The sequence below is a fragment of the Winogradskya humida genome, assembly GCF_016862215.1.
Taxonomy (GTDB): Bacteria; Actinomycetota; Actinomycetes; order Mycobacteriales; family Micromonosporaceae; genus Actinoplanes; species Actinoplanes humidus.
Map to the genome: position 1 here is coordinate 64,534 of NZ_BOMN01000057.1, position 18,499 is coordinate 83,032.

Genomic DNA, 18,499 nt, shown 5'->3' on the forward strand with positions numbered 1-18,499 from the left:
TCAGTCCCGCCTGGTCATCACTCGCAGGGTGATGGCCAGGCCGGCGACGCACCACACGCCGAGCACGGCGAAGGACAGTGCGGGAGCGCCCCCGGCCGGCGAGGTCAGGGTGTCGCGGACGGCGTTGGCCATGTGCTCGAAGGGCAGGAAGTGGTGTATCGCCTGGAGCCAGCCCGGCAGGCGGTCGGCCGGGAAGTTGATCGGTGAGAACATCAGCGAGATGAAGATGAGAGCCTGGCTGACCAGGTTGGTGATGGCCGGGGGCAGCGCGTAGGCCAGGGCGAAGCCGACCGTCGTCGACGTGAGCGCGACGAGCAGCATCGCGGGAACCACGAGCCAGCTGACGTGCAGGTGCAGGTCGAAGCGGAACACCGCCGTCACCAGCCCGAGGACCAGACCGGGCAGGCCCGTGACCAGCCACGTCGTCAGGTCGGCGGCGAGCACCGCGGTCCGGGGCACCGGCAGCGTCCGGTTGTAGGCGAACGTACCCTCGGACTTGGCCTCCGCCACGAGCTGCGGGGCCATGACCATCCCGATGGTGATGAGGCCGAGGGTGGGTGCGCCGGTGGAGAGGTACAGCGCGGTCGCCGGGTCCACCTCGGGCATCAGGTAGGCGAAGCCGATGACTATGCCCACGGCGAGGAACGTCTGGATGATCAGGAAGAGCGGGAGCAGGAAGCGCATGCGCAGCGCGGTCCAGCGTACGAGCAGCAGGTAGCTACGGAACCAGGACCGCATCGTGATTCCCTTCGGTGAGGCCGACGTAGACGTCTTCGAGGCTTGCGGGGTTGAGCGAATAGCGGTCGGTGTGCTGCCCGGCCCAGGTCACGGCCGCCGCGGCGTCGGCGGCGGCGAGGGTGACGGTCAGCCGATCGCCTTCGCGCCGCGGGGTGTGCGCCCAGCCGGGGAGCGCCGGATCGGCCGGCGTGGACAGCGAGAGGTGCATCTCGCGCCCGGCGGCCAGCGCGGCCGGGGTGCCGGTGGCCACCACCCTGCCGTGGTCGAGGACGACGACGTGGTCGATGGTGCGTTCGGCCTCGGCGATGTTGTGGGTGACCAGGACAACCGCGTGCCCGGTCGCGGACAGTGCGCGGACCTGCTCCCACAGCAGACGGCGGCGCACCGGGTCGACGTCGTTGGTCGGCTCGTCGAGCATCACGAGCCGGCCCGGGACGACCACCGCCATGCAGAACGCCGTCAGCCGGCGGACCCCACCGGAGAGGCGCTCGGCGGGGGAGTCCGCCCACTCCTCGATGTCGAGAGCCGCGAGCAACTCCTTCGTGCGCCCGCGGACCTGTTTGCGGCCGCCCCCGCGCAACCGCCCGACGATCTCGATGGCCTGTCGCGCGGTGACGCCGGTCAGGGGTGCCTGGGCCTGGGGCTGGAACGAGCACACGGTCCGGGCCCAGGCGGCCTCGGCCACCGGGTCGCGACCGAGCAGCGTGATGCGCCCGGAGGTCGGGCGGACCAGGCCGACAACCTGGCTGAGCAGCGTGGTCTTGCCCGCGCCGTTGTGCCCGAGCAGCCCGATCACCTGTCCCTCGCCGACGTCGAAACCGATGCCGTCGTTGGCCCGTACGCCCCGCCGGTAGGTCTTGGTCAGGTTCTCGATCGTCAGCATTCACATACTCCTCGGTATTCGAATACCACTCAGTATCTGGATACTCGGAAGAATGTCAACGGGTACGCTGGCCACGTGACAGAGCGACTGACCCGGGCCGAGCAGCAGGCGCGGACACGCGAGAAGCTGCTGGACAGCGCGGAGACGCTCTTCGGCGACAAGGGGATCCACCAGACGACGCTCGACGAGATCGCCGCGGCGGCCGGGCTCACCAAGGGCGCGATCTACGCGAACTTCGGCGGCAAGAAGGACCTGATCGCCGGGATCATGGCGCGCAAACTCGCCGAGGACGTGCCGATGCGGCCGCCGGCCTCGACGCAGGAGTGGATCCGCCGGCTCGGCGACGACTGGGAGACCAACGCGCCCACGCCGGAGGTCCGCCGGTTCGCGATGGCGTTCCTGGAGCTGCTGCTGCACGGCCTGCGTGACCAGGACAGCCAGGACACCCTGCAAAAATGGCTACAGACCGTCCGCGACTTCCACGTGCGTGACCTCGCGAGCTTCGACCTGCCGCTGCCGCCCGAGCAGATCGCCGCGCTGCTGGTGGCCCTCGACATCGGCGTCGCCGTGCAACACCTCGTCGACCCGGACAAGGTTCCGGTGCAGACCTACACCCGCGGCGTCGAAGCGGTGCTGCGAGAGGTCAAGCTGCGGGAATGACGATCGAGGCGATGACCGCGCGGTGATCGCTGTGCCGGGTGGTGTGCACGGAGACGTCGCTCACGCCGAGCCGCTTGTCGACAAGGACGTGGTCGATGGTCACCGGCGGGATCGGATCGCCGTCGTACGGTCCCCACGTCCCGATCAGCCCCTCGCCGGTCGCCGCCGCCGCGTCGCGGTAGCCGTCCCCGATCAGGTCACGCAGCGGCTTGTGGTCCAGCGTCGAGTTGAAGTCACCGAGCACGATGCGCGCCGTGCCGTTCGCGTCAGGCCGCGGCTCGGCGGCCAGATCGGCACGCCAGTTGTTCTCCGCGGAGAGCGCGGACGGCGCTGCCGGGTGCGCGGACTCGACGATGAACGCGCGGCCGCCGGGCGGCTGGACGGTGCCGTGCGCCTGGTTGAAGCCACCGGCCACGTTGCGCTTGACGCCCGGGTCGGTGATCGGGAACCGCGAGTAGAGCCCCGACCCGCTCGCACCCCACTCAGCACCGAGCACGGAGTAGGGCAGCAGGTCGCCGAGCCCGGCTTTGGCCAGCGAGTCCACCGCCCCCGGGCTGAACTCCTGCAGCGCCAGCACGGACACGTCGTTGTCCCGGACGTAGGACACGATCTCCGCCGCGTCCGCCGTACCGAAAAGCATGTTCTGTGTCATGACCTGCAGCTTCACGCCGCTCTGCGGCCCGCGGTCATTGTCGGCGATCGCCCGTGGCAGCACGGAAAGCGCAAACAAAGCCGCCGTCACGACAGCTACGGCCCCCACCAGCCACCGCCGGGTCGCCAGCGCAAGCACCGCCGGCAACACCGACCAAGCCGCTATGTACGGCGTGAACGCGAACAGCTGCACCAGCGGCCCCCGCTCCCACCCACCCAGCCGGACCGCCGCCCAGCCGGCCCCGGGCAGCACCAGCACCCAGAGCACCACGAGCCAGAGGGTCCGCCGAACCCGCGCCGGCCTGGCCACAGGATCCGAACTGGTGATGGTCATGGCGGCGACGGTATCCGCCCAGGGCCACCGTCACCGAGTAATCACGGCACAGGTCACATCAACCGGTACGGGTTGAAGTCCTGGGCCGCCATCAGGAACCAGGCCGTCGTGCCGACGTGCTGGCGGGGGAAATAGCCGAAGGCGAAGCCGGTGTCGAGGGGGCTCGTGGCCGCGACGATTCCGCCGTTGGTGGGCAGCGGGGTGCCGGTCCAGGAGCCGCCCTCGCCCGGCTGGGAGAGCTTGCCGTCCTGGGGGTCGCTGGTCCGGCCGACCGTCTGCCCCGCGCCGAGGGACTCCTGGGCCCGGACGGTATCGCGCAGCAGGTTGCGGGCACGGGCGGCGTCTCCCGGCTTGTCGCGCTGTCGCAGGGCAAGGGCGGTGTGGGCGTTTCCCTCCAGCCAGACCGCGTCGGTCTCGCCGCGGGCGTGGCTGCTGTAGGTGACGCCTGATACGTCGCGGTCGGTGGTCGAGAGGTTGGTGATCGCCCAGTCGACGGCCGTGTCGAAGCGTGGGTCGCCGAGGCCGAGAAGCTCCCAGGCCTGGACGTCCTCGGGGACGTTGCCGGTGTTGACCTCGTTCGGGTCCTCGTCGTCGAGGCCGCCGAGCGTGCCGGACCAGAAGTGGCCGGCGCTGCGGTTCCACATGGTGCGGACGAAGGTGGCGGCGACCTCACGGCGTACGGCCCAGGTCTTGTCCTTGGTGAGCTTCAGGAGCAGGTCGAAGAGGGCGTACGCGTCGATGTTGTGCTCGGTCGACGCCCAGCGCTGCACCGTCTCGCCGTCGGCCTGCACCCCGCCGTGGTAGCCGCCGCAGCGGTACGGCGAGCGCTGCTCCGCGATCCACCGGCCCAGGGCGATCGCGCCGTCGAGGTACTTGGCGATCCGGGTGTCGACGTAGAGCTGCGCGAGCGCCAGCCCGGCCCAGGCCTGGTCGCCCGTGGACGAGCCGCTGAAGCCGAACGGCCACAGGTGTGCCGCCTTGCCGTCCGCGCGTTTGAGGCCGGGGAAGTACGCGCCGTCGTCGCCGTAGAAACGCATCGGGCCGGCGGCGTACGCCTGGCGCAGCCGCCCGTCCTCGTACGTTTCATCATGGTCCTGGGCCCACAGCAGTGCGTCGCCGACCAGCCGGGCCCGGCGAACGTTGGCGACCGTCGGGTTGGCCAGGTAGGCGAGCACCGTCAGCGCGTTGTCGTAGACGAACGCGGTGGTCAGCAGCTCGGATTCGTTGTTGTAGCTCTGCAGCAGCCGCGGTTCGCCACCCGTGACGTACGCGTCCTGCACGACGTCGAGGTAGTGGTAGGCCCGCCCGACCGGCTCGGTGAGCACGGCGTCGGTGACGTTGCGGGGGGCGTACGCGTTGAGCGCCGCGGCCTCCGGGGCCAGCCTGGGTGCCGCCGCGGTCCGGGGCGCGGGAAGTGCGCGGCGGTCGAACGTGGCGGCGGAGGCGGTGAGATTCGTGGGCATGAGGCCGTCCCAAAACTGCGGGGGCCACCGCCGATCCCGACGGTGGCCCCGCAGCTTAACCCACCTTCTTCTACACCTCGGAGGTGATGATCTCGCCCAGCTTCGCGGCGGCGAGCTCGTCGCGGATCAATGCGGCGTCGCCCTCGACGACCAGCGTCAGGGCGTCCGGGTGCAGGTGCTGCGCGGCCGCGGCCGACACCTCCTCGGCCGTCGTCTCCAGCAGCCGCTTGCGCAGCGTCGGGTAGTAGTCGTCGGGCAGCCCATGGATGACCAGGGTGGCGAGCGCCCCGGCGATCGAGCCCGGCGTCTGCATGTCGACCGAGAGCGAACCCGCCCGCCAGGTACGCGCGACCGACAGCTCCTCCTCGGTGACCCCGTCGAGCCGGGTCCGGGCGATCTCGCCGATGGTGTCGGTCAGCGCCGGGGCGGTCACCGCGGTCTGCACCGAGGAGCTGACCCCGAACCGGCCGAACCGGCGGGTCATCGCGAAGTCCGCGCGGATGCCGTACGTGTAGCCCTTGACCTCGCGGATCAGGTGGTTGAGCCGGGACGTGAAGGCCCCGCCCAGCACCGTCGCCGCCAGCGTGATCGGCACGTAGTCGGGGTGGGCGCGTTCCGGTGCCCGGTGCCCGAGCCGCAGCGTCGACTGCACCGAGCCGGGCCGGTCGACGAGCAGCAAGCGGCGCGCGCCCGCGATCGGCACGCCGAGCGGACCCTCGACCGGCAGCGGGTCGCCGCCGGAGCCCGCGAATGCGGCCGCGCCGAGCTCCTCGAGGTCGAGCCGGTCGAGGTCACCCGCGACCAGCAGCACCCCGGGGCGCTTGAGCCAGGACTCGTGGAACGTCGTCACGTCCTCGACGGTCACCGCCGCGGTGGACGCCGGGTCGCCGTTCAGCGGGCGGCCGTAACGCTCCCCGGCACCGAACAGGTCGGCGCGCAGGGCGGCATCCGCTCGCGGGCCGGGCTGCGCCCAGTCCATCCGCAGCGCGGTCGCCTCGTCGTCGCGGACCCGTTCGACGTCGGCCGGGTCGAGCCGCGGTGCCCGGGCAGCCTCAGCCATCAGGGCGACCGCGCGGGACAGGACCCCGACGGGCACCGACAGGCCGACCCGGAACGAGTCCCAGTCGACCGAGGTGCTCAGTTCGGCGCCCAGACCCTCGAGCGCCAGCGCGTACGCCGCGGAGTCCCGGGTCGTCGTGCCCTCCTCCAGGCACTTGGCGAGCACACCGGCCGTGCCCTCGCGGCCGGCGGTCTCCCGGGAGGCACCCGCGTCGAGCAGCAGCGACGCGGAGGCGAGCAGGTGCCCGGGCATATGCGCGGCGACGATCTCGCCCCCGGCCACACTCGCGCGGCGGATCTCCGGGAACGCGTACGGCCGGGCTTCGCCGGTTTCGGGCCGCGTAGCGACGAGGCTCATGCTTCGGTCCCTTCCGGGAGGTACGTGAGAGTGACTCGGGATTCCGGGTTCAAAGTGCGAGCAGCGTCGGCGATGTCCTCCGACGTGACGGACTGCCACTGCGGCAGGCGGTACGCCGCGCTCGCCGGGTCGCCGAACTGGGTCGCGTAGCGGCTCAGCGTGTCGGCGCGGCCGGCGACCGTGGACATCTGCCGCCACCACGCGGTGGTCAGCAGCGCCTTGGCCCGTTCCAGCTCGGCCTCGGTGACGGGTTCGGTGGCCATCGACGCGACCACCTCGGCGACACCCTCGGTCAGCGTGGCGATGTCGACGCCGTCCTTGGCCGTGGCGGTGACGATCAGCGGCGCGGGTGCGTGCGCCAGGTCGACGCCGTACGAGCCGATGTAGTCCGGCTGCGCGATCCGGGCACCGTCGGCGAGCCGCTGGTAGAGCCGCGAACCACGGCCGCTGCCCAGCACCGTGGCAAGCACGGTGATCGCGTCGTACCCGGCTGTGCCGAACGGGTGCGTGCGGTGCGCGAGGTAGACGCGCGGCGCGGGCACGGTGCCGGTGACGGTCTCACTGACCGGGCTGGTCGCCGGGCCGGGAAGGTGTCCCGAGGGCGCGGCCGGGATGTTGGCGACCGTCTCGATCGCCCCGAAGTACTTCTCCGCGAGCGCGAAGACCTCGACCGGGGTCACGTCGCCGGCCACGGTCAGCACCGCGTTGTTGGGCGCGTAGTACTTCGCGTGGAACGCCTGGAACGTCTCGAGCCCCGCGGCGTTCAGGTCCTCCATCGACCCGATCGTCGCGTGGTGGTACGGATGCCCCGCCGGGTACAGCAGCTCCAGCATCCGCAGCCAGGCATCGCCGTACGGCACGTTGTCGTACCGCTGCCGGCGCTCGTTCTTCACCACCTCGCGCTGGTTGTCCAGCGTCTCCTGGGTGAGCGCGGGCACCAGGCCACCCATCCGGTCCGCCTCGAGCCAGAGCGCGAGCTCGAGGTGCTCGGCGGGCAGCGTCTCGAAATAGTTGGTCCGGTCGGGGTTGGTGGTCGCGTTGAGGGAACCACCGGCGCCCTGCACGTACCGCATGTGCTCGGTCTTGGCGACGTTCTGCGAGCCCTCGAACATCAGATGCTCGAAGAGGTGCGCGAATCCGGTCTGACCGGCCGGTTCGTGCCTTGATCCGACGTCGTACCAAAGGTTGACCGCCACCACCGGAGCGGTGCGGTCCTCACTGACGACGACCCGTAGCCCGTTGTCCAGGCGTGCGGTTTCGATTGGCCACGGATAACCGGTCTCGGCGACCGGCGCGGGCTGAGCAGACACGCAACCTCCCTTGTCGGATTCCAGTATCCCGTCTCACGCACCTTCGGCAGGTTTTCGGTGCGGGTTGCATAGTCGAAGGATGCGGTTGCTGGTGGTGGAGGACGAGGAAGACCTGGCCGAGGGGCTGCGGGTCGGGCTTTCCCGAGGGGGGTACGCCGTGGACGTCGCGGGCACCTGCGCGCGGGCCGGTGACCTGCTGGCGGTCAACGAGTACGACCTGATGCTGCTCGACATCAACCTGCCGGACGGTGACGGCTTCGCGCTGTGCCGTGCTCTGCGTGACGGGTCGCTCGTGACGCCGGGTGACAACGACGTGCGGGTCCTGATGCTCACCGCCCGGGGCCGGGTGGACGACCGGGTCCGCGGTCTCGACGAGGGCGCCGACGACTACCTGGTCAAGCCGTTCGCGCTCGCCGAGCTCCAGGCCCGGATCAGGGCGTTGCTGCGCCGCGACACCAACGGCGGGTCGGCCGTCCTGCGCGTCGGTGACCTCGTGCTCGACCAGCCCCGGCACACCGCCACCCGGGCCGGGACCCGGCTCCCCCTGACGCCGAAGGAGTTCGGCGTCCTGGAATATCTGATGCTGCGGCCCGAGCACGTCGTGTCGAGCGAGGAGCTGCTCGAACACGTCTGGGACGCCAACGCCGACCCGTTCACCCAGACCGTACGCGTCACGGTGGGCACGCTGCGCCGCAAGCTCGGCGAGGGCTCGATCGAGACCGTGGTCGGCCGCGGATACCGCTTGCGGGTGCCGGCGTGAAGCCGCCGCGGGTGCTGCGGTCGATCCGGTTCCGGCTCACGGTGCTCTACTCGACGCTGCTCTTCGCCCTGGCCGGGGCAGCGCTTGCAATCACGTACTTCGCGGTCGCCCAGACCACCGAGGCGCGGCCGTTGACCACCCGGGACGCGAAGCTCTACGAGGGGCACTCGTTCGTCCGCCGGGTCAGCTACGCCGATATCTCGGACATCGAGGCGGCGGTCAACTACGACACGCTGCAGTATCTGCGTACCTACTCGTTGATCGCGCTCGGCGGGCTCTTCGTCGCCAGTCTCGGCATCGGCTGGGTGCTCTCCGGGCGCGCCTTGCGGCCGGTCGGTGCGATCGCGCGGACCGCACGGGAGATCCAGGCGACCGACCTCACCCGGCGGATCCGGCTCGAGGGACCCCGCGACGAGCTGCGCGACCTGGCGGACACCATCGACTCGATGCTGGACCGTCTCGACCGCGCTTTCCAGGGGCAGCGGCAGCTCATCGACGACGCGTCGCACGAGCTGCGGAGTCCGCTCGCGATCATCCGTACCAATATCGACGCGTCCTTGAATGCTCCTGAGGCCACGATCGAGGAGCGCGAGCGGGCGGTCGCCGTGGTCGATCGGGCCACCACGCGGATGTCGCGGCTGGTGGAGGATCTGCTCGCTACGGCCCGCCGGGATGCCAGCGAGCTGACCGACGCCGATGTGGACCTGTCGGAGCTGGCCCGTGAGGCCGGTGAGGAGTCGTTCCTGCCGGACAGGCCGCTGCACCTGCGGTTTGTCACGGCCGAGGACCTGCAGCTCATCGGGGATGCGGACGCGTTGCGGCGGGCGGTGGGCAATTTGCTGTCCAACGCCGTACGCCTCGCGCCCGTGTCCTCGACCGTGACCGTCGCGACCGGCCGGACCGGATCATGGTTGTGGCTGGCGGTCGCCGACGAGGGCCCCGGCATCGCACCGGACGACCTGCCCCGGGTCTTCGACCGCTTCTGGCGCGGGTCGTCCCCGTCGAAGGAACGCCGCACGGGGCTGGGGCTGGCCATCGTGCGCCAGATCGTTGAGTCGCACGGGGGACAGGTCGCCGCATACTCCGAACTGGGCGTCGGCAGCACCTTCGTGCTGTGGCTGCCGGCGCTGGACCGCTCCGACGACAGCTCGCCGCCCGCGGACGACCCCTACCCGCGCACCTGATCCTGCAACGCTTTCCGGAACGCGCGGATGGCGGGCTGCTCGGCCGAACCGCTGCGCACCGCGGTGAAGAGCCGCCGTCGCGGTCGTCCCGGCAGCGGATGCAGCTCCACCCTGCCGTGGGCACGGTCGGTCCAGAGCAAGTCGGGTAGGAACGCCACGGCGTGCCCGGTCTCCACGAGCCGCACCTGGAGCAGCAGGTCACCGCTCACGAACCGCACGTCGGGCTCGAAGCCGGCGGAACGGCACTGGGTCCGCGCCCACTGGCCGGGCTCGATGTCGCCGGGATCGAAGACGAACGGCGCCCCGTTCATCTCGGCGAGGTCGCTCTGGTGCCACGGCCCGTCGACGGGCACGGCCATCCGGATCTCGTCGTGGACCAGGTCCTCCTCGTCCACACCGGGATTGCGGGGCTGGGCGAGACCGGGGTATTCCTCGCCGAGCACCACGTCGAACTCGTGCGCGAGCAGTCCCGCGAACGCGGGCCCGGCCTCCAGCTGGGTCACGCGGATCCGCAGCCCGGGATGCGCCGCGACGAGGCCGGACAGCACGCCGGGGACGAGCGCCAGCAGCACCGACTGGAACGACGCGACCCGGATCGTGCCGGTGACTTCCGTCATGCTCGTCGCCAGTTCCGCCTCGGCGAGCTCCAGCCGCTCCAGGATCGCGTCAGCGTGGCGTACCAGAATCCTGGCCTGCGGGGTGAGCCGGACCCCGCGCCCCACATGCTCGAGCAGAGTCGCCCCGGTCTCCGACTCCAGCAGGCTGAGCTGCTGCGATATGGCCGAAGGGCTGTAGTTGAGGGCCTTCGCGACGGCGGCCAGGGTGCCGCGTCGATCGAGCTCACGCAGCAGTCGCAAACGGTGAACGTCCAACATCGCTAATGATTATTGCTCAGAAACGTTCGCTGGACGAAATGATCGCCGGTCGGCGATGGTCAAGCCATGAACCGCCCCGCCGTCTTCATGGTCCTCGGCTCCTGCGCATCCCTGCAGGTCGGCGCCGCCCTCGCCGCCGGGCTCTTCCCCGTCGCGGGCAGCTCGGGCGCGACAGCGCTACGCCTCGGCCTGGCAGCGATCATCCTGGTCCTGCTCGCCCGCCCCGCGCTGCGCACCTGGACCGGCGGCCAGTGGCGAGCGGCCGCCCTGCTCGGCCTGGCGATGGCGGGCATGAACTCCTTCTTCTACGCCGCGATCGCCCGCATCCCGCTCGGCCCGGCCGTCACGATCGAATTCCTCGGCCCGCTCGTGCTCGCCGCCGTCCTCTCCCGGCGCCTCCGCGACATCGCCTGGGTGCTGCTCGCCGGCCTGGGCGTCGCGATCCTCGGCTTCGGCGACGGCGCCACCGCCCTCGACCCGCTCGGTGTCCTGTTCGTCCTGGTGGCGGCGGCGTTCTGGGCGCTCTACATCCTGGCGGGCAAGCGGGCCGGCGCGGCCATCCCCGGTCTCGGCGGCCTGGCGGTGGCGCTTTCGGTGGCCGCGCTGGCCGTGCTGCCGTTCGGTATCACCGGCGCCGCCAAGGTGGTCGTGTCGCCGCACCTGCTGCTCGTCGCAGTGGGCACGGCCGTGCTGGCCTCGGTGATTCCGTACTCGCTGGAGCTCTCCGCCCTGCGCCGCCTCCCGCACGGCGTCTTCAGCATCCTGCTCAGCCTTGAACCAGCGGTCGCAGCCATCGCCGGCTGGCTCCTGCTGTCCCAGGCCCTCTCCTGGACCACCGCGCTGGCCATCGTCGTGGTCATCCTGGCCAGCATCGGCTCAACCACCACGGCTCCCGCCCCGGCCGCTGAGGATGCCGTGTCGATCACAACTGGATAGCGACGAGGCGCCGGTGATGGAATGCTGTCGTCCGTGGCCGAAAGGGGGATCTCATGGCCGATGTAGTCGTCCGGCCGGGGATGGTCATCCCGGAAGCCGAACTGACCTGGCGTTTCTCGCGCTCCAGTGGCCCCGGCGGGCAGGGCGTCAACACGACCGACTCACGGGTTGAGCTGTCGTGGAACCTGCTCGCGTCGAGCCTGCTTTCGCCCGCGTTGAAGGAACGAGCGGTCGAGCGGCTCGGCAGCCGGCTGATCGACGGCGTCATCACCATCGCGGCCTCCGAGCACCGTTCCCAGCTCCGCAACCGCGAGGCTGCCGAAGCCCGCCTCGCCATGCGGGTCGGCGAGGCCATCGCCGCCCCACCCCGCCAGCGCCGCGCGACCAAACCGACCCGCGGCTCGGTCGAACGCCGCATCGGCGAAAAGAAGCGCCGGGCCCAGATCAAACGCAACCGCCGCAGCGACGAAGACTGACCACCCGACCAGGCGGCCCCGGCGACTAACGCTCCAACGGAATGGCGATCGCGCCCGGGTAGGTCGGGTTTTCGGCCTCGTCGAGCATGGCTGCGGCGACCGTTGCCCGGCTGACGCGGGCGGGGAAGAACCGTGCCGGTGCGTCGTTGAGGCCGACTGTGCGGCGGGTTTCGCTGAGCGGGCCGGTCGACAAGGGGCCCGCGTGGAAGACGGTGCCGCCGGCCGCGAGGATGGCGGCGTCCGAGGCGACCTTGTCGGTCAGTTTGTCGCCCATCAGTTTCAGCAGGGTGCGGGTAGCGGGGCCGGCCGCGTGGGCGGACGGGCCCGTGCCGAATGCGCCGAGCCAGATGATGCGCTGCGGTAGGGCGGCGACGACCGATCGGGCTCCGGCGGTGAGGGCACCCGGCTTGTCGCCGCTGGCGATGCCGAGGCCGGAGAGCACGATCTTCTGGCCGTCCAGAGCCGCCGCGATCGACTCCGGGTCGCGTACGTCGGCGGTCAACCGGATCAGCCGCGGCGAATCCGCGACGGTGATGTTGGCGGGGGTGCGGGCGATCGCCGTGACCGTGTGGCCGCGCAGCAGCGCCTGGCGGGTGAGTTCAAGACCGGTCGCGCCGGAGGCGGCGAGGATGGTGAGTTCCATGTCAGTGCACATCTCCCGCTTGCAGCAGAGCCAACAATTCTTTGTGTACGCCCGGAGCACCGGCAACGATGTCGCAGTGCCCCGGCCGCCAGGGTTCTCCCCGTAGATCGGTGACCACGCCGCCTGCCTCGCTGACGAGCAGGGCGCCCGCGGCCACGCCGACCAGGTCGCACTCGTACTGCCAGTAGGCGTCGGCGTGACCCGCGGCCACGTCCAGTTGCGGGAACGTGCTCGGCACCGTGGACCGGACGAACAGCACCTTGTCGAGCAGGGTCGCCACGGCGTCACCGAAGCGGCGGTTCGAAGTGCGGGGCTGGGTCATGGTGACGATCGCCGCGCCCAGCTCCGTCTTCGCTGACACGGTCAGTGGTTTGCCGTTGAGGAAGGCGCCGCCACCGCGCACCGCGGTCCAGGTGCGGTTGCCGACCGGCTGGTGGACGACGGTCAGGACCGGGACGTTGTCGCTGATCAGGGCCACGGTCACCGCCCATTCGTCCATGCCGTGCACGTAGTTGACGGCGCCCTCGGTCGGGTCGACGGCCCACCACTCGCCCGGGGGCAGGGCCGTCATCTCCTGGTCGTCGCCGGCCCAGCGGGCTTCGGGCCGGAGGTCGGCGAGGGCGGGTTGCAGGATGGCGGTGACGAGCTCGTCCAGGCGTCTGCCGGCTCGAGCCATGTCCGCTTTGGTCGCTGGTCGCGCCGTGGTGGCGTACCCGTCGAGCAGTTTCTCGCCGGCCTGGATGACAACGGCCCTGACCTGCTCCAGAAGCTGTTCCATCGGGATTTCCTTTCAGCTCGCGAGGCGGAGGATGACGAGCGCGGCCGCGTGGAGTCCCGGGGCGGCGGCGAGGTAACCGGCGCTGGAGATCTCCCACGGCTTGCCGTCGAGGTCGGTGACGGTCGCGCCGGCCTCCCGCGCGATGAGCACGGGGGCGATGTGCGAGCGCAGGTTCTCGAACTGCCAGTGCAGATCCATGCGGCCCGCGGCGACCTGGGTGAGCTGGTGACCGACCGGCACCGACGCGCGTACGTAGAGGGCGTGGCGCATCATCGCCGCGATGGCGGCACCGACCCGTTGCACGTGCGCCGGGTCGCGGTTGGGCTGGGCCTGGCCGGTGCCGGTCAGCGCCACGGACAGGTCGGTCTTCCCGGAGACGTGGATCGGCTCGCCGTTGAGGAACGCCCCCTCGCCGGCGAACGCGGTGAACGTCTCACCAACCGCCGGTGCGTGCAGGACCGCCAGCACGGGCCGGCCGTCGCGCACCAGGCTGACGCCGATGTTCCAGTCGGGCATGCCGTAGATGGCGTTGAGGTTGCCGCCGACCGGGTCGACGACCCACCAGTCGCCGCCGGGCATCGGGCCGGAGCCGTGCTCGTCGGTGTTCCAGCCGGAGCCGGGCAGCGCCGCGGTCAGAGCGGGTCGGAGCACCTCGGTGACGGCGTCGTCGTTGGCCTTGAGCGCGGCCATCAGGGCCTCGGAGTTCACGGGCCTGGAGTTGATGAAGCGCAGGTGTTGCCCGGCTTCCTGGACGGCTGTTGTTGCTGCTTCGAGCAGTTCGTGTGGCATGCATCAACCATCGAGCCCGCCGACGATTAAGTCCAGTGCACTCTCGTTACGCTAAGATTTACCACCATGCAATTGGATCTGAATCTGCTGACGGTGCTCGACGCGCTCCTGGAAGAGGGCAGCGTGCTCGGCGCCGCCGACCGGTTGCGGCTGTCCTCGCCGGCGGTCAGCCGTTCGCTGGGGCGGATCCGGCGGCTGACCGGCGACGACATTCTTGTGCGAACCGGCCGCACGATGACCCCGACGCCGTACGCGCTGGGTGTCCGCGAGCAGGTCGGCGATCTCGTGCGGCAGGCGCGGGACGTGCTCGCCCCCAGCCGGGAATTCGACCCCGCGGAGCTCGACCGCACGTTCACGCTGCAGTGCCACGACGCCCTCGCCACCTCGCTGGCGCCGCCGCTGCTGGACGCCATCGCCCGGCTCGCGCCCGGTGTGCGGCTGCGCTTCCTGGCGGAGCCCGCTTCCGACAACGACGATCTGCGTCACGGCCGCATCGACCTGGCGATCGGTTCGGCCGCCCCCGACCTGCCCGAGTTCCGCTCCGACAACCTGGGTCACGATCGGGTCGTCGCGATCCTGCGCCGCGATCATCCGTACGCGGGGAGGCTCGACCTGGCCGCCTACGCCGCGCAGCCGCACATCCTGGTCTCCCGCCGCGGCCGCCTCACCGACCCGATCGACGAGATGCTCGCCACGCACGGCCTGCGCCGCCGCGTCCTCGCCTCGGTCGGCACCGCCGCGAGCGCCCTGCTCGTCGTCAGCCGCAGCGACGCCGTCCTGACCGCCCCCGAAGCGACCTGGCTTCCCCTGATCGAGACGTTCGGCCTGAGGACCGAGCCGCTCCCGCTGCCCGTGCCGCCCCCGCCGATGATCTGCAGCTGGCACCAGCGCTATGACACCGACCCCGCCCACGCCTGGCTCCGCGCCCAGGTGCGCACAGCCCTCGGTTAGGCGTTGTTGGGGGCGACGGCTTCCCTGTTCTCGGCGGCCAGAGCAGGGCCGAGGAGCTCTTCGCAGACGCGGATCAGGCGGGCGCGCAGGGCTGACGCGCGCCGGGCGAACTCGCGCTGGCGGGCTACGTACTCCTGCTTGCCCTCCGGGGTTTCGATCTTTACCGCGGGCTCGTCGTAGGAGGTGAGGTCGTAGGGGCTGGCCTGCATGTCGAGCAGGCGGATGTCGCCGGCCAGGGCGAAGCAGTCCAGGGCGAGGGCGCCCGGGACCGCGGGGCCGAGCTTGGTCGCCCACTTGTGGCAGTCCATGGCCGCGTGCAGGCAGCCCGGTTGGTCCAGGTCGACCTGGGTGGCGCGGGTGGGCTGCAGCCGGTTGAGGCCGACCGCCTCCGGGGTGAAGAAGCGGAACGCGTCGAAGTGGGTGCAGCGGATCGGGTGCTGCTCGACGACCTTGTCCGTCTCGGCCTGTCCCAGCCGCAGCGGCAGCTGGTGGCGGCGGTGCTCCGGCTGGCGGTAGACCATCGCCCACTCGTGCAGGCCGAAGCAGCCCGAGAACGCCGGGCGGGACTCGGTCGCCGTGAGCAGGCCGTGGATGTAGCGGACGCTCTCGCCGCGGACCTGCATGTAGGCCTCGACGTTGAGCGTGACCACGCCGTCGGGCAGCGTCGCGTAGAACTTCCACGCCGCCTGCTCGGCCAGGCCGTCGGGTGCCTGGCCCAGCCCGGTGCCGACGCCGGGGTGCCAGCGGCGCAGCTGAGCCGGGCGGGTGCCGTAGTAGTCGTAGAGGAAATCCTCTATGGCGTGCTTCTCGCCGACCGATTTGCGCGCGCGATGACCTGCCGTCATCTCGTCAGCACGGTCCGCATGGGCGTGGGCCAGCGGGATCCAGCTGACGCTGGGCAGCACGGTAGCCAGCGCCTGCCTCTCGCTGATCCCCATCGCACCAGCGTATCCAGCAAGTCCAGTCCTATCGAGCCCTGGCGCCGCCGGTTGTGAGGAACGCCCGAACGAGGTCCGCCACCGCCGCGGGCGCCTTCTCGTCCGGCGCGTTGTGGTCGAGCCCCGGCGAGACCGTGTACGCCGCCTTGGGAATGAGCGCGGCCAGCTCCGACTGCACCTCACGAAGCCACTGCGGGCTCCGGCCACCGGCCAGGATCAGCGTGGGCGCGGTTATGGCGGCGTACTCGCCGCCGTTCGAGTCCAGGGCGAGGACTTCCCGCAGCTCGGAGGGGAGGGTGCCGAGCAGGGCGCGGGTCTCCCGGCCGTCCGCCGTGTGCAGCATGAGCCACGCGAACGCGGTGAACACCGGCATGGGCAGCAGCCCGATCGGCGCCAGGCCCAGACCGCTGATGAACGTCGTCATCGCCCTCGCCTCGCGCCCGGCGGCCAGCTTGCGCTCCATGTCGGACAGGATCACGGGGTTGATCCGGCCGTCGAGATTGAGGCCGGCCTCATAGATCACGAGCTTGTCCAGCCGGCGGCCGAGGGCGAGCCGCAACGCGATCAGCCCGCCGTAGCTGTGCCCGAAGACCTCGGCGGCACCGGTGGCGTCGAGCACGGCCGCGGCATCCTCGACCTCACGATCCATCGAGTACGCGGGACCTTGCGGCCCGCTGTCCCCGCGCCCGCGACGGTTGACGAGGTGGACCGTGCGCACCTCGGCGAGTGCCGCCGCGAACCGCGTGTAGTGGTGCGCCATTCTCAGCCCGCCCGGGATCAGGACCAGCCCCGGGCCGGTGCCGGTGGTTGTCACGGAGATCGGGGTGCCGTCCCTGCTTTGGATAGTTGGCATGCTGAGGAATGTAGTACATCTGCTACATAGTTGATAAGGTGCTGGACATGACGACAGTGACGGGGGCGCTCGAGACCGGCATGCCGATACCGGTTGACGAGCGCGTGCTGGACGTCCGTGACCTGCGGATGCGTTACGGCACGACAGACGTGCTCCACGGCGTGACATTCTCGGCCCGGCGCGGCGAGGTCATCGCCCTGCTCGGCCCGAACGGCGCCGGCAAGACCACGACCATCGAGATCCTCGAGGGTTTCCGGCGGCGCTCCGCCGGCGACGTGTCCGTGCTCGGCGAGGATCCGGGGGTCGCGGGGGAGAAGTGGCGGGCCCGGCTCGGTGTCGTGCTGCAGTCCTGGCGTGACCACGGGAAGTGGCGTGTCCGCGAGCTGCTCCACCATCTCGGCACCTACTACGCCGACTACTCGACGCCGGCGATCCCGCGGCCGTGGCCGGTCGACGACCTGATCGAGGCGGTCGGGCTGACCGCTCAGGCCCGCCAGCGGGTCGGCAGGCTCTCCGGTGGCCAGCGCCGGCGGCTCGACGTCGCCATCGGCATCGTCGGGCGCCCCGAGCTGCTCTTCCTCGACGAGCCCACGGTCGGCTTCGACCCCGCCGCGCGCCGCGAGTTCCACGACCTCGTGCACCGGCTGGCCGATGTGGACGACACCACGATCCTGCTCACCACGCACGACCTCGACGAGGCCGAGAAGCTCGCCGACCGGATCCTCATCCTCGCCGGCGGCCGGATCATCGCCGACGGCTCGGCCGACCAGCTCTCGCTGCTGGTGGCGGGGGAGTCGGAGATCCGCTGGACCCGCGACGGCTCGCGCTACGTGCATGCGGCCGCCGACGCCACCGCGTTCGTGCGCGAGCTGTTCCGGCAGTACGGCGACGGCATCGCCGACCTGGAAGTGCGCCGCGCCAGCCTGGAGGAGACCTACATGACCCTCGTCCGCGAGTCCGAGGCCGGCCGCGCCGCCGCGGCGGCCAGCACCTTCGAGGAGGCGTTGTGAGCAGCATCTCCACGGCCGCGCGCACGGGTTTCGCCCGCGGTGGTTACGAGTTCCGGCACACCCTGACAACCCCCGCCGACCTCTGGCAGTACATCTTCCCGACCATCGCGCTCTACGCCACGGTGTTCTTCATGCGCGGCGCGACCGTGCCCGGCACGGACATCGCGCTCGGCGCCCGCACCCTGCCCAGCGCGTTCGGCATGGGGATCGCGTTCACCGGGCTGATGACGGTGGCGATGCTGCTGGTGACCGATCGCGAGGACGGCACGCTGCTGCGGGCCAAGGCCACCCCCAACGGCATGTCCGGATATCTGGTCGGCAAGATCGTGCTGGTCGGCGGGATGACCGCGATCAGCTTCCTGCTCCAGCTCCTGCCGGGGTTGTTCCTCATCGACGGGCTGCACGTCGACGCGGTCGGCTGGTTCACGCTGCTCTGGCTCGTGCCGCTCGGGTTCGTCGCGACCATGCCGATCGGCGCGGTGCTCGGGTCACTGTTCGACGGGCCGCGCAACATCGGGCTGCTGATGCTCCCACTGGTCGGCCTCGTCGCCATCTCCGGCATCTTCTACCCGATCATGTCTCTGCCCGGGTGGGTGCAGGGCGTTGCACAGGTCTTCCCGATCTACTGGCTAGGGTTGGGTATGCGCTCCGTCTTCCTGCCCGACGCCCTCACGGCGGCCGAGCTGGGCCACTCCTGGCGGCACCTGGAGACCGTCGGGATGCTGGGCCTCTGGGCCGTCGCCGGGCTGGTCGTCGCGCCGATGATCCTGCGCCGGATGGCCCGCCGCGAGTCGGGCAGCGCGGTCGCCGCCCGGCGCGAGAAGGCCATGCAGCGGATCAGCTGAGAGAC

Annotated in this window: 20 protein-coding genes; 8 read left to right on the forward strand and 12 right to left on the reverse strand. The window is 70.9% G+C overall.

Annotation, left to right across the window (positions count from 1 at the left end):
* Window positions 1–738 carry an ABC transporter permease gene (locus Ahu01nite_RS22265; RefSeq protein WP_203838523.1) on the reverse strand — a complete coding sequence of 246 codons (738 nt, stop codon included), beginning with the start codon at window positions 736–738 and terminating at the stop codon, window positions 1–3.
* Entirely contained in the window at window positions 719–1,621 is a 903-nt protein-coding gene (locus Ahu01nite_RS22270; RefSeq protein ID WP_203838524.1) for an ABC transporter ATP-binding protein, read from the reverse strand. Before Ahu01nite_RS22270 ends, Ahu01nite_RS22265 begins: the two co-directional genes overlap by 20 nt.
* A 75-nt stretch (window positions 1,622–1,696) precedes the next feature.
* On the opposite strand from Ahu01nite_RS22270, the gene Ahu01nite_RS22275 reads away from it, so the two are divergent.
* Window positions 1,697–2,281 (forward strand): TetR/AcrR family transcriptional regulator, encoded by a 585-nt coding sequence (locus Ahu01nite_RS22275; RefSeq protein ID WP_203838525.1) that lies wholly within the window; start codon window positions 1,697–1,699, stop codon window positions 2,279–2,281.
* Here Ahu01nite_RS22275 and Ahu01nite_RS22280 read toward each other — a convergent pair.
* From Ahu01nite_RS22280 to Ahu01nite_RS22295, 4 genes are all read right to left on the reverse strand, one after another.
* Complete coding sequence (locus Ahu01nite_RS22280) at window positions 2,265–3,266, reverse strand: endonuclease/exonuclease/phosphatase family protein (RefSeq protein WP_203838526.1); 1,002 nt, start codon at window positions 3,264–3,266, stop codon at window positions 2,265–2,267. The genes Ahu01nite_RS22275 and Ahu01nite_RS22280 overlap by 17 nt on opposite strands.
* A gap of 53 nt (window positions 3,267–3,319) precedes the next feature.
* Window positions 3,320–4,729 (reverse strand): hypothetical protein, encoded by a 1,410-nt coding sequence (locus Ahu01nite_RS22285; RefSeq protein ID WP_203838527.1) that lies wholly within the window; start codon window positions 4,727–4,729, stop codon window positions 3,320–3,322.
* Between the two features lie 70 nt (window positions 4,730–4,799).
* On the reverse strand, window positions 4,800–6,146 hold the full coding sequence (locus Ahu01nite_RS22290) for a M16 family metallopeptidase (RefSeq protein WP_203838528.1): 1,347 nt from the start codon (window positions 6,144–6,146) through the stop codon (window positions 4,800–4,802).
* Window positions 6,143–7,456 carry a M16 family metallopeptidase gene (locus tag Ahu01nite_RS22295; protein ID WP_203838529.1) on the reverse strand — a complete coding sequence of 438 codons (1,314 nt, stop codon included), beginning with the start codon at window positions 7,454–7,456 and terminating at the stop codon, window positions 6,143–6,145. Before Ahu01nite_RS22295 ends, Ahu01nite_RS22290 begins: the two co-directional genes overlap by 4 nt.
* 79 nt (window positions 7,457–7,535) lie before the next feature.
* Between Ahu01nite_RS22295 and Ahu01nite_RS22300 the strand changes: the two genes are divergently transcribed.
* Both Ahu01nite_RS22300 and Ahu01nite_RS22305 read left to right on the forward strand, forming a co-directional pair.
* Window positions 7,536–8,216 carry a response regulator transcription factor gene (locus Ahu01nite_RS22300; RefSeq protein ID WP_203838530.1) on the forward strand — a complete coding sequence of 227 codons (681 nt, stop codon included), beginning with the start codon at window positions 7,536–7,538 and terminating at the stop codon, window positions 8,214–8,216.
* Entirely contained in the window at window positions 8,213–9,400 is a 1,188-nt protein-coding gene (locus Ahu01nite_RS22305; RefSeq protein ID WP_203838531.1) for a sensor histidine kinase, read from the forward strand. The genes Ahu01nite_RS22300 and Ahu01nite_RS22305 overlap by 4 nt, the downstream gene beginning before the upstream one ends.
* On the opposite strand, the gene Ahu01nite_RS22310 is transcribed toward Ahu01nite_RS22305, so the two are convergent.
* A complete protein-coding gene (locus tag Ahu01nite_RS22310) occupies window positions 9,385–10,275 on the reverse strand; it encodes a LysR family transcriptional regulator (protein WP_203838532.1) in 891 nt (296 codons plus the stop codon). The genes Ahu01nite_RS22305 and Ahu01nite_RS22310 overlap by 16 nt on opposite strands.
* Before the next feature lie 66 nt (window positions 10,276–10,341).
* Here Ahu01nite_RS22310 and Ahu01nite_RS22315 point away from each other — a divergent pair, with 66 nt between their 5' ends.
* Window positions 10,342–11,211, forward strand: a complete 870-nt coding sequence (locus Ahu01nite_RS22315; protein ID WP_239159047.1) for an EamA family transporter — start codon at window positions 10,342–10,344, stop codon at window positions 11,209–11,211.
* 53 nt (window positions 11,212–11,264) lie between these two features.
* Complete coding sequence (arfB, locus tag Ahu01nite_RS22320) at window positions 11,265–11,687, forward strand: alternative ribosome rescue aminoacyl-tRNA hydrolase ArfB (protein ID WP_203838533.1); 423 nt, start codon at window positions 11,265–11,267, stop codon at window positions 11,685–11,687.
* Window positions 11,688–11,712: 25 nt separating this feature from the next.
* Here arfB and Ahu01nite_RS22325 read toward each other — a convergent pair whose 3' ends face one another.
* Genes Ahu01nite_RS22325 through Ahu01nite_RS22335 form a run of 3 tightly spaced genes read right to left on the reverse strand, consistent with a single transcriptional unit; the run spans window position 11,713 to window position 13,897 of the window.
* Window positions 11,713–12,330, reverse strand: coding sequence for an NAD(P)-dependent oxidoreductase (locus Ahu01nite_RS22325; RefSeq protein WP_203838534.1), 618 nt, complete (start codon window positions 12,328–12,330; stop codon window positions 11,713–11,715).
* Between the two features lies 1 nt (window position 12,331).
* Window positions 12,332–13,108 (reverse strand): inositol monophosphatase family protein, encoded by a 777-nt coding sequence (locus Ahu01nite_RS22330; protein WP_203838535.1) that lies wholly within the window; start codon window positions 13,106–13,108, stop codon window positions 12,332–12,334.
* A 12-nt stretch (window positions 13,109–13,120) separates the two neighbouring features.
* Entirely contained in the window at window positions 13,121–13,897 is a 777-nt protein-coding gene (locus Ahu01nite_RS22335) for an inositol monophosphatase family protein (RefSeq protein WP_203838536.1), read from the reverse strand.
* Window positions 13,898–13,963: 66 nt separating this feature from the next.
* Here Ahu01nite_RS22335 and Ahu01nite_RS22340 point away from each other — a divergent pair, with 66 nt between their 5' ends.
* The gene (locus Ahu01nite_RS22340; RefSeq protein WP_203838537.1) at window positions 13,964–14,848 is read left to right on the forward strand and encodes a LysR family transcriptional regulator; all 885 of its coding nucleotides are present in this window, start codon (window positions 13,964–13,966) and stop codon (window positions 14,846–14,848) included.
* Here Ahu01nite_RS22340 and Ahu01nite_RS22345 read toward each other — a convergent pair.
* Window positions 14,845–15,786, reverse strand: a complete 942-nt coding sequence (locus tag Ahu01nite_RS22345; protein WP_203838538.1) for a 3-methyladenine DNA glycosylase — start codon at window positions 15,784–15,786, stop codon at window positions 14,845–14,847. The genes Ahu01nite_RS22340 and Ahu01nite_RS22345 overlap by 4 nt on opposite strands.
* Before the next feature lie 28 nt (window positions 15,787–15,814).
* Window positions 15,815–16,639 (reverse strand): alpha/beta fold hydrolase, encoded by an 825-nt coding sequence (locus Ahu01nite_RS22350; protein WP_203838539.1) that lies wholly within the window; start codon window positions 16,637–16,639, stop codon window positions 15,815–15,817.
* A 47-nt stretch (window positions 16,640–16,686) separates the two neighbouring features.
* On the opposite strand from Ahu01nite_RS22350, the gene Ahu01nite_RS22355 reads away from it, so the two are divergent.
* A complete protein-coding gene (locus Ahu01nite_RS22355; RefSeq protein ID WP_203838540.1) occupies window positions 16,687–17,649 on the forward strand; it encodes an ABC transporter ATP-binding protein in 963 nt (320 codons plus the stop codon).
* Window positions 17,646–18,494 carry an ABC transporter permease gene (locus Ahu01nite_RS22360; RefSeq protein WP_203838541.1) on the forward strand — a complete coding sequence of 283 codons (849 nt, stop codon included), beginning with the start codon at window positions 17,646–17,648 and terminating at the stop codon, window positions 18,492–18,494. Before Ahu01nite_RS22355 ends, Ahu01nite_RS22360 begins: the two co-directional genes overlap by 4 nt.
* Window positions 18,495–18,499: the final 5 nt, after the last annotated feature.

Bases quoted from the DNA above. Each gene is read 5' to 3' on its own strand.
- Ahu01nite_RS22265 (WP_203838523.1), bottom strand. From the start codon at position 738: ATGCGGTCCTGGTTCCGTAGCTACCTGCTGCTCGTACGCTGGACCGCG.
- Ahu01nite_RS22270 (WP_203838524.1), bottom strand. From the start codon at position 1,621: ATGCTGACGATCGAGAACCTGACCAAGACCTACCGGCGGGGCGTACGG.
- Ahu01nite_RS22280 (WP_203838526.1), bottom strand. From the start codon at position 3,266: ATGACCATCACCAGTTCGGATCCTGTGGCCAGGCCGGCGCGGGTTCGG.
- Ahu01nite_RS22285 (WP_203838527.1), bottom strand. From the start codon at position 4,729: ATGCCCACGAATCTCACCGCCTCCGCCGCCACGTTCGACCGCCGCGCA.
- Ahu01nite_RS22290 (WP_203838528.1), bottom strand. From the start codon at position 6,146: ATGAGCCTCGTCGCTACGCGGCCCGAAACCGGCGAAGCCCGGCCGTAC.
- Ahu01nite_RS22300 (WP_203838530.1), top strand. From the start codon at position 7,536: ATGCGGTTGCTGGTGGTGGAGGACGAGGAAGACCTGGCCGAGGGGCTG.
- Ahu01nite_RS22310 (WP_203838532.1), bottom strand. From the start codon at position 10,275: ATGTTGGACGTTCACCGTTTGCGACTGCTGCGTGAGCTCGATCGACGC.
- Ahu01nite_RS22315 (WP_239159047.1), top strand. From the start codon at position 10,342: ATGAACCGCCCCGCCGTCTTCATGGTCCTCGGCTCCTGCGCATCCCTG.
- arfB (WP_203838533.1), top strand. From the start codon at position 11,265: ATGGCCGATGTAGTCGTCCGGCCGGGGATGGTCATCCCGGAAGCCGAA.
- Ahu01nite_RS22325 (WP_203838534.1), bottom strand. From the start codon at position 12,330: ATGGAACTCACCATCCTCGCCGCCTCCGGCGCGACCGGTCTTGAACTC.
- Ahu01nite_RS22330 (WP_203838535.1), bottom strand. From the start codon at position 13,108: ATGGAACAGCTTCTGGAGCAGGTCAGGGCCGTTGTCATCCAGGCCGGC.
- Ahu01nite_RS22335 (WP_203838536.1), bottom strand. From the start codon at position 13,897: ATGCCACACGAACTGCTCGAAGCAGCAACAACAGCCGTCCAGGAAGCC.
- Ahu01nite_RS22340 (WP_203838537.1), top strand. From the start codon at position 13,964: ATGCAATTGGATCTGAATCTGCTGACGGTGCTCGACGCGCTCCTGGAA.
- Ahu01nite_RS22345 (WP_203838538.1), bottom strand. From the start codon at position 15,786: ATGGGGATCAGCGAGAGGCAGGCGCTGGCTACCGTGCTGCCCAGCGTC.
- Ahu01nite_RS22350 (WP_203838539.1), bottom strand. From the start codon at position 16,639: ATGCCAACTATCCAAAGCAGGGACGGCACCCCGATCTCCGTGACAACC.
- Ahu01nite_RS22355 (WP_203838540.1), top strand. From the start codon at position 16,687: ATGACGACAGTGACGGGGGCGCTCGAGACCGGCATGCCGATACCGGTT.